Annotated in this window: 5 protein-coding genes; 2 read left to right on the top strand and 3 right to left on the bottom strand. The window is 70.2% G+C overall.

What is annotated here, in order from left to right; genetic code table 11:
- The first annotated feature begins 46 nt into the window (after positions 1-46).
- On the top strand, positions 47-1003 hold the full coding sequence (locus tag N864_RS24295; protein ID WP_205620995.1) for a nuclease-related domain-containing protein: 957 nt from the start codon (positions 47-49) through the stop codon (positions 1001-1003).
- A 615-nt stretch (positions 1004-1618) separates the two neighbouring features.
- On the opposite strand, the gene N864_RS26480 is transcribed toward N864_RS24295, so the two are convergent.
- Complete coding sequence (locus tag N864_RS26480; protein ID WP_420805222.1) at positions 1619-2065, bottom strand: GNAT family N-acetyltransferase; 447 nt, start codon at positions 2063-2065, stop codon at positions 1619-1621.
- An 89-nt stretch (positions 2066-2154) separates the two neighbouring features.
- On the opposite strand from N864_RS26480, the gene N864_RS18030 reads away from it, so the two are divergent.
- On the top strand, positions 2155-2466 hold the full coding sequence (locus tag N864_RS18030) for a hypothetical protein (protein ID WP_155893003.1): 312 nt from the start codon (positions 2155-2157) through the stop codon (positions 2464-2466).
- 22 nt (positions 2467-2488) lie between these two features.
- Here N864_RS18030 and N864_RS18025 read toward each other — a convergent pair whose 3' ends face one another.
- Positions 2489-4147, bottom strand: a complete 1659-nt coding sequence (locus N864_RS18025) for a 3'-5' exonuclease (protein ID WP_034720255.1) — start codon at positions 4145-4147, stop codon at positions 2489-2491.
- Positions 4144-6099 (bottom strand): hypothetical protein, encoded by a 1956-nt coding sequence (locus tag N864_RS18020; RefSeq protein ID WP_155893002.1) that lies wholly within the window; start codon positions 6097-6099, stop codon positions 4144-4146. The genes N864_RS18025 and N864_RS18020 overlap by 4 nt, the downstream gene beginning before the upstream one ends.
- Positions 6100-6280: the final 181 nt, after the last annotated feature.

The following is a 6280-nucleotide window of genomic DNA, read 5'->3' as shown; positions in this document are numbered from 1 at the left end:
GTCATCTGCAAAATGAACGACGGTCAACAGCATCCTTCATCTCGTGTTGTCTGCAGAGATTTCGTGGCGCCAAGAACCAGGAATCAATCGCGCCTATGTCTGGTTCAGCGACGGCACCATAGCTGGCTACCGCGACCTCGACACCGGACACGACTACCCGACCTCGCCGGACTGCACCCAGCTGATGGACCACGTTCTGTGCGACTGGATCCGCACGCACGGCATCAATTGCGCGGGGACCCCGAGCGAGCCAACGCCGCCCGAACTGCCCACCGGTCGCGGGCTGCTCGGCTGGTTCGACCGGCGCCGTGCGCGACGGCAGCGCAGCCGGGCCGTTGCGGCCCACCGAGAATGGCAACTGGACCATCCCGCCTGGAAGGTACCGGTGGATCCTCCCCAGGCGGGCTGGCGGGACCTTGTTAGGAATGACCCCGGACAACGCCTCTGGCAGCACGCCGCCGAGCTGCCCTCACCACGGTGGTTCGACCTCGCCGCCAGGCGCGAAACCCGCGCCTGGACCCAAGGCGCCCGTGGCGAGGAGACGGTGGCTGCTGAGCTCTGGCGCATCGCCCGTCCAGGAGCGTGGCGCTACGTCCACTCGGTCCCTGTGGGAGCCAGAGGTTCGGACATCGATCACGTCCTCGTGGGTCCAGGAGGCGTCTTCACCCTGAACACCAAGGCGCACCCGGGCGCCCGAATATGGATCGGCGCGAACACCTTCATGGTGAACGGACATAAGCAGCCGTACCTGCGCAACTCGCGGCACGAGGCAGCCCGCGCCAGCCGACTGCTGACGGCCGCCACGGGTAGCACCATCAAGGCGCGCAGCGTGATCGTTCTCGTTGACCCCAGCAGCATCACGATTCGTACGCCGCCTCCAGACGTCGCCATCACCACACGGCGCGGGCTGCACCGGTGGGCTGCAGCACTGCCGCCCGTCCTGTCCGACCAGGAGGTCGAGACGATCTTCAACCAGGTTCGGCGCTCCTCGACTTGGACGTAGGGGAGGCCGGCATTGCGTCATACCGCCGCCAGTCGGGCCATCTCTCGCAGCACAAGCGGAGGTGGATTCAGGGGCGTTTCGGTTAGGGCCCACCACTCAGGCCGTAAGCGGTATAGGCGTCCTCCCCAGTTTTGAGATACAGCCCCATAGTGCATGGCACTCGATGTTCCCGACGTTCCACTTCCGACGTTACGGCGGCCAACATCTCCGCGCCAACCAGCGGCGGCGCCTTGCCAATGACCGCCAACCGGTGCGCAGCATCGCCTCCCATCCCACCCTGGCTAACCCGTGCGCGTACATCTGCCAGACTCAGATCCGTCGTGCCGGCCACGTAGGTTCGGTCGCAGTAGGAGATGCGTTCTGGCGCATGCCACCAAGTGCCATAGGCCGAGCGGTACGCCACTGTCGCCACTACCAACAAGACACCCGCGACGGCCGACGCCAGCAGGGCCAACCTCCGTTTCATGCCGTGATGCTAGAGCCTTCGAAGTCGCTGGACGGCCGATCCGGCACAGGCGCCACGGGGACATGGGCCGTGCTTGTCCTGAGGCCAACGGGCCCGCTGGCGCGCTGCCATGACCGCAATCCAGCAGAAGAGCGCGCCGAGGAGGAGCCTCACGAGCGGTCGGTGAACGCCCAGTCCAAGCCATCCTCGCCTTGGCCGTCGAAGGTGGGATCGCGTCGCAGCCCGATCTTTGTGGCGACCCTCTGACTGGCGAGATTCGTCGGGCGGATACGGGCGACGACCAGTTCGTCAGGAAGCCGCTCCTGCGCCCAATGCAACAGGGCGGCCGCGGCTTCGGTGGCGTAGCCCTGTCCCCAGGTGGCCTGTTCGGCTTTTAGTGGGGGTACCGGGGGCAAATCGGTACCACTGAGGTGCGCCTCCCAGCTACGGCTGGGAGGCGCACCCTCTTGTTCGGAGCGTGGCCCACGGCAACGGCTTCGCCGCGCACCCCTGCGACGGCTCGCGTGTCGCAGCGCGCCTTGCCCTGACTGAGCCCAGTGCCGTCGCCGTCGGGTCAGGCACGATGCCAGGCATGGACTCGCGCGCCACGGCCCCACCGCCCGACCGCCCGACAGGACCCCCCGGATTCGGGCGGAACCCGATGAAACCTCGTGCGGAGGCGAACGCAGGCTGTAGGTTCGCGGGGGTGACGACGCCTACCGACGCGCCAGAAGTCAGCAGTAACGCGGACAACCCCATCGTGTCGATGAGACTTCGGAACCGGGTGCGCATCAGTGCTGGTGTCACCTTGGTCTGGCTCGTCTTGATGTCTGGTCTCACCGCGGGCTACGACTGGAGCACTGGCGCCGCATGGATGGTGGCTGGTGTGGGGCTGGTCGTGTTTGCGGCCGGAGTGGCGACGATGTTGCGTATGCGCCACGCCCCGATGGCTGTTGCCGTCCTCCTGGTGCTCACCGTCACGTCGCTGGCGACCGCCCTGATGTTCTGCGGCATCTGAGCCGCTCCCCCGGCGGTGGGCTTCAGGGCTGCGGTAGGTACGGGTTCGGGTGGACCCGCCCTGGAGGCCGCGCGAGCCGTGGATGGGTGATGACGCGCGCGGCTTGGGCCTTGGCAGCACGGGCCGCGGCCTGCTCATGCCAGGTGGTCCACAGACGCAGCTCGTCGTAGGCAGGGTCGGTGCTCGCGTGCTCCAGGCACGTGTCGGCGACGGCCTTCGCGGTCGTGTACGCGTGCGTTTCCGCGATGCGCTGGCAGGCGAGCAGCGCTAGGCGTGGTTCGAGGTGGTGGATGTTCTTGCTGATGGCGACGTCGATGAACGGCGCGTCGTCACGGTCGTGCTCCACGCTCCACGTCGCGACTAGCCAGGTCATGTACGCCGTCTCCCGTGGATGCCGCTCGCTCCACGCGTGGACGCGCCGGTCGGACCGGTTCCCGAAGAGGCGGTCCTTGATGGCGGAGACATCCAGGACGTGGCGTTCCCCGAGGGTCGCGATGCGGGTGACGGGTTGGTACAGCAGGTCGCGTGGGCAGCCCGCTGCGGCTTGGCAGTCTGGGCAGCGTCCGAGGCTGGAGCACGGGACGCTGGCGACCACCCGAGCACGCTGCTGGCTCCACCACCTCAGCGCCCGGCTGAAGGCGAGTGCCGGTTTGCTGGGTGGGTCGGTGGCCGGCCCGGACCCGGTGAGCAGCGCGTCGACGGCGCCGAGCAGGGTCCCGGGCTGACCGGGCTCGGTGAGCTGGGGCAGCAGCGCGATGAGCAGATCCAGGATCGCGGTCCCGTTCGCGGGGGCGGCGAGGGCGGCTTCGGTGCGGAGGTGGGGGCAGCGCAGCCGGGAGCACTCCAGCGCGCGGCCGAGCCAGTCGTCGATCTCGCCGGCGGTGGCGGCGTGGACCATCGGGCTCATGTGCCGGGACAGGTGCGCGGCGCCTGGGCCGCGTTGGGCCAGGCCGCGCCCGGTGAGGTACTGGGGCAGCTTCGGGGTGTGCGTGGTGCCACGGTCGTGCGCAGCGAGCAGGGACGGGAGGTCTCGGTAGGTGAAGTTGCGGGCGGCCTCGATGAGCAGCTGGATGAGCACGTCGGCGGTGGTCCGAGCATCAGCCCGGGCGTGGTGCGCCTGCGGGTTGCGCACACCGGTGAGCCGGCACAGGTCGGCCAGGCTGATGACGCTCCGGTTCCCGATGCCGGGGTAGCGCAGCAGCCGAGGCAGGGTGCTCGTGTCGATGATGGGCAGATCTGGCAGGTCAGCCAGGCCGGTCGGGGCAAGCCGGCCGGTGGCCTGCGCGGCCTCGTCGAGCCGTTCGAGCTCGCGGCGCAGGACGCGCACGTCCGCTCCGGTGTGCGCCACGAGGATGGCGTCGGGACGCGCGAGGGCGGCCAGGACCTTGCCGACGTGGAAGGCGAACCGTCGCTTCCGAGCGACGTCGGCGTCGGTGAAGCCGTGCACGGCGCGCGTGGCGGCGTCGATGGGCACGCCCGGGTTCATCTCGACGTACAGCTCGCCCACGGTGGCGCTGCGGCGCCGGCCACGCACGACGGGGACGAGCGCCAAGGAGATGAGCCGGTCACCGTCACCGTCGGGGTCGCGGCAGTACTCGGTGTCCAGCACCAGGAACGGGCGGGCGGTCAGCTGCTCGAACAGCTCGAACTGCGGGTCGGTCAGCGACCGTGTCGTGCTCACGAGGCCTCACTCGGCCGCGGTCCGCTCCCGTTCGAGCTGCCCGGCGTCGAGGGGCTCGAGGCGCTTGACGAGGCGCTCAGCCCGAGCGTGTCGAGCCCCACTTCAGCTGTCGTCCTGCCGGCAGCGGTGCCGAGGCGCTGCTCGACGAGGGCGCCGACCAGCAGGGTGTTGAACAGCGATGCGTACCGCGCGGGCGTACGGTCCGGGGCCGATGGCGGTGGCTGGGTATCGGCTAGGGCCCGCGGCGCGTACGCCCAGCCGCCGGCCTGCTCGTTGTCGACGCGGATGAGGTGCGCGATGGCCTCGAGGTCGGTGAACGCGCCCTGCGAGCGGGCCACGGCCAGGTCGAGCAGGTAGTTGAGCCGGGCCAGGTTGCGGTAGCCCTGCTTGCGGTTCTCCAGGAACGGCTCGAGTTGGTGGCGGATGTTGTTCTCCACCGCAGCGTTGGAGGCGGGCAGGTGCGGGTTGACGTGCAGCAGAGGCAGTGCGGCGGCAACCTTCGGCTCGTACAGCTTGCGCTGCTCGAGCAGTCCGAGCACCGGCGCTGGGAGCGCGGTCACGGCTGCCTCGAGCTCGTCCCACCACGCCGCCCAGGCGGCGGCGCCTCCGGTGAGCAGGTCCTCGCGGGCCAGGACGTCGAGCTTGGCGGCAAGCGCGTCCACGAGGACACGCCGCCCATGCCGCTTCGTCGTCGCCCCGGGCAGGTCCCCCAGCGTCTCGCGGAGCCGCCGCCGCATGTGGAACAGGCTCGGGATGAAGCCCACCTCCGCCCCGAACTCGGACTCCAAGGCCGAGGCGATGGCCCCTCCGTGGTCGGCGATGACGAAGTCGGGTCGGACGCCGAGCTCGTGGAACACCAACCGCCACGCCTGCGCGTTGCCGCGCGGGTAGGCCCGCGCCAGCCGCAGCCGGTACTCCCGCCGGGGCAGGTCCATGCCGGCGGCCGGCGGGTGCCAGTGCACCTCGACGACGACGAGGATGAACCAGGTCTTGCGCCGGCGCCGCCCGTCGGAGGCACGCCGGGTCGCGACGTTGACGTGGTGCTCGTCGAGCAGCCACGTCACCGGGGTGTCGAGCCGGTCGGCCGGCCAGGACGCCAGATGGGCGTCGTTCGCGACCCGTTGCGCCGTCTCCCGGGCCTCCATCTGAGCCTTGACCTCCCGCCACACGAGCGGCGCGTACTGCTCGACAACGTTCGCCGCCAGATGCCACGCGCCGTTGCCCCGACCGCCCCCGGCTTGCGTCAGCGTCAGCCCGGCATCGGCCACCGGAGCCGGTGCGCCAGCCACGCCGTCGAGGTCCAGCCCGTGCATCTCGTGCAGGTGGCGGCGGGCCCGGTCGCGGTACGTGCGCATCATCAGCGACGTCGCCGAGTAGCTCGCCCCCATCGACAGCTCGTTCAGCACGCGCGCGTACAGCGACAGCGACCAGGGCGTGTGCCTAGCCCCCGTCAGCGCGCCCCGGTGCGGGGACAGCAGCTCGTCGCACGTCGCACACGCTTCCGTGCCCACGGCGACGACCTCCCGGGTCAGCGGCGGCGTGAACGTGTGCGCCCCGACACCTTCACGAGGCTGACAGCGGTACCGCTGCCGGCGCCTGGCCCCGGTGCCGTACGCGCCGTGGCGTGTGACCCGTGACCCGCCGTGCTCCGGGCACGCCGGCGGGCGGTGCATCGAGTGCAGCACCGAGCCGTCCGCGTCGGTCAGCACCTGGAACTGGTGGTGGCTGCGGTCCGGGCGAAGGCACCTGAACCGGTGCCAGGTCCCGGCCTTGGTGACGCGCGTCCCGCGGGACTGCAGGCGCCCGTCGGCATGGCCCGGCTCCGGGCAGTGCGACACCGCACGCGGAGGCGACGGCGGGTCCTCCGGAAGCGGCCCGAGGAAGAAGTGGCGAGCCGCGGCAGCGGGGACGCACTCGTACCGCTGCTTCGTCTGGCCCTGAGTCCGGCGCAAGCCCTTGCGCCTCACCACCGACCCGGCGTGCGACGGGTCAGGACACGCAGGCACATCAACATCGGCACCAGCAGCCACAACAACCCCTGAGACATGCGGAGCGCCGGCTCTCCCGCGGCTCGATCGAACTGATCGAGCCTACGGGAGAGCCGGCACTCTTGCCCCCAGAACAACACTAAAA

The sequence above is a fragment of the Intrasporangium chromatireducens Q5-1 genome (assembly GCF_000576575.1).
Lineage (GTDB): Bacteria > Actinomycetota > Actinomycetes > Actinomycetales > Dermatophilaceae > Intrasporangium_A > Intrasporangium_A chromatireducens.
Note: the sequence above shows the minus strand (reverse complement) of the source record. Positions and strands in the feature narration are given on the sequence as shown.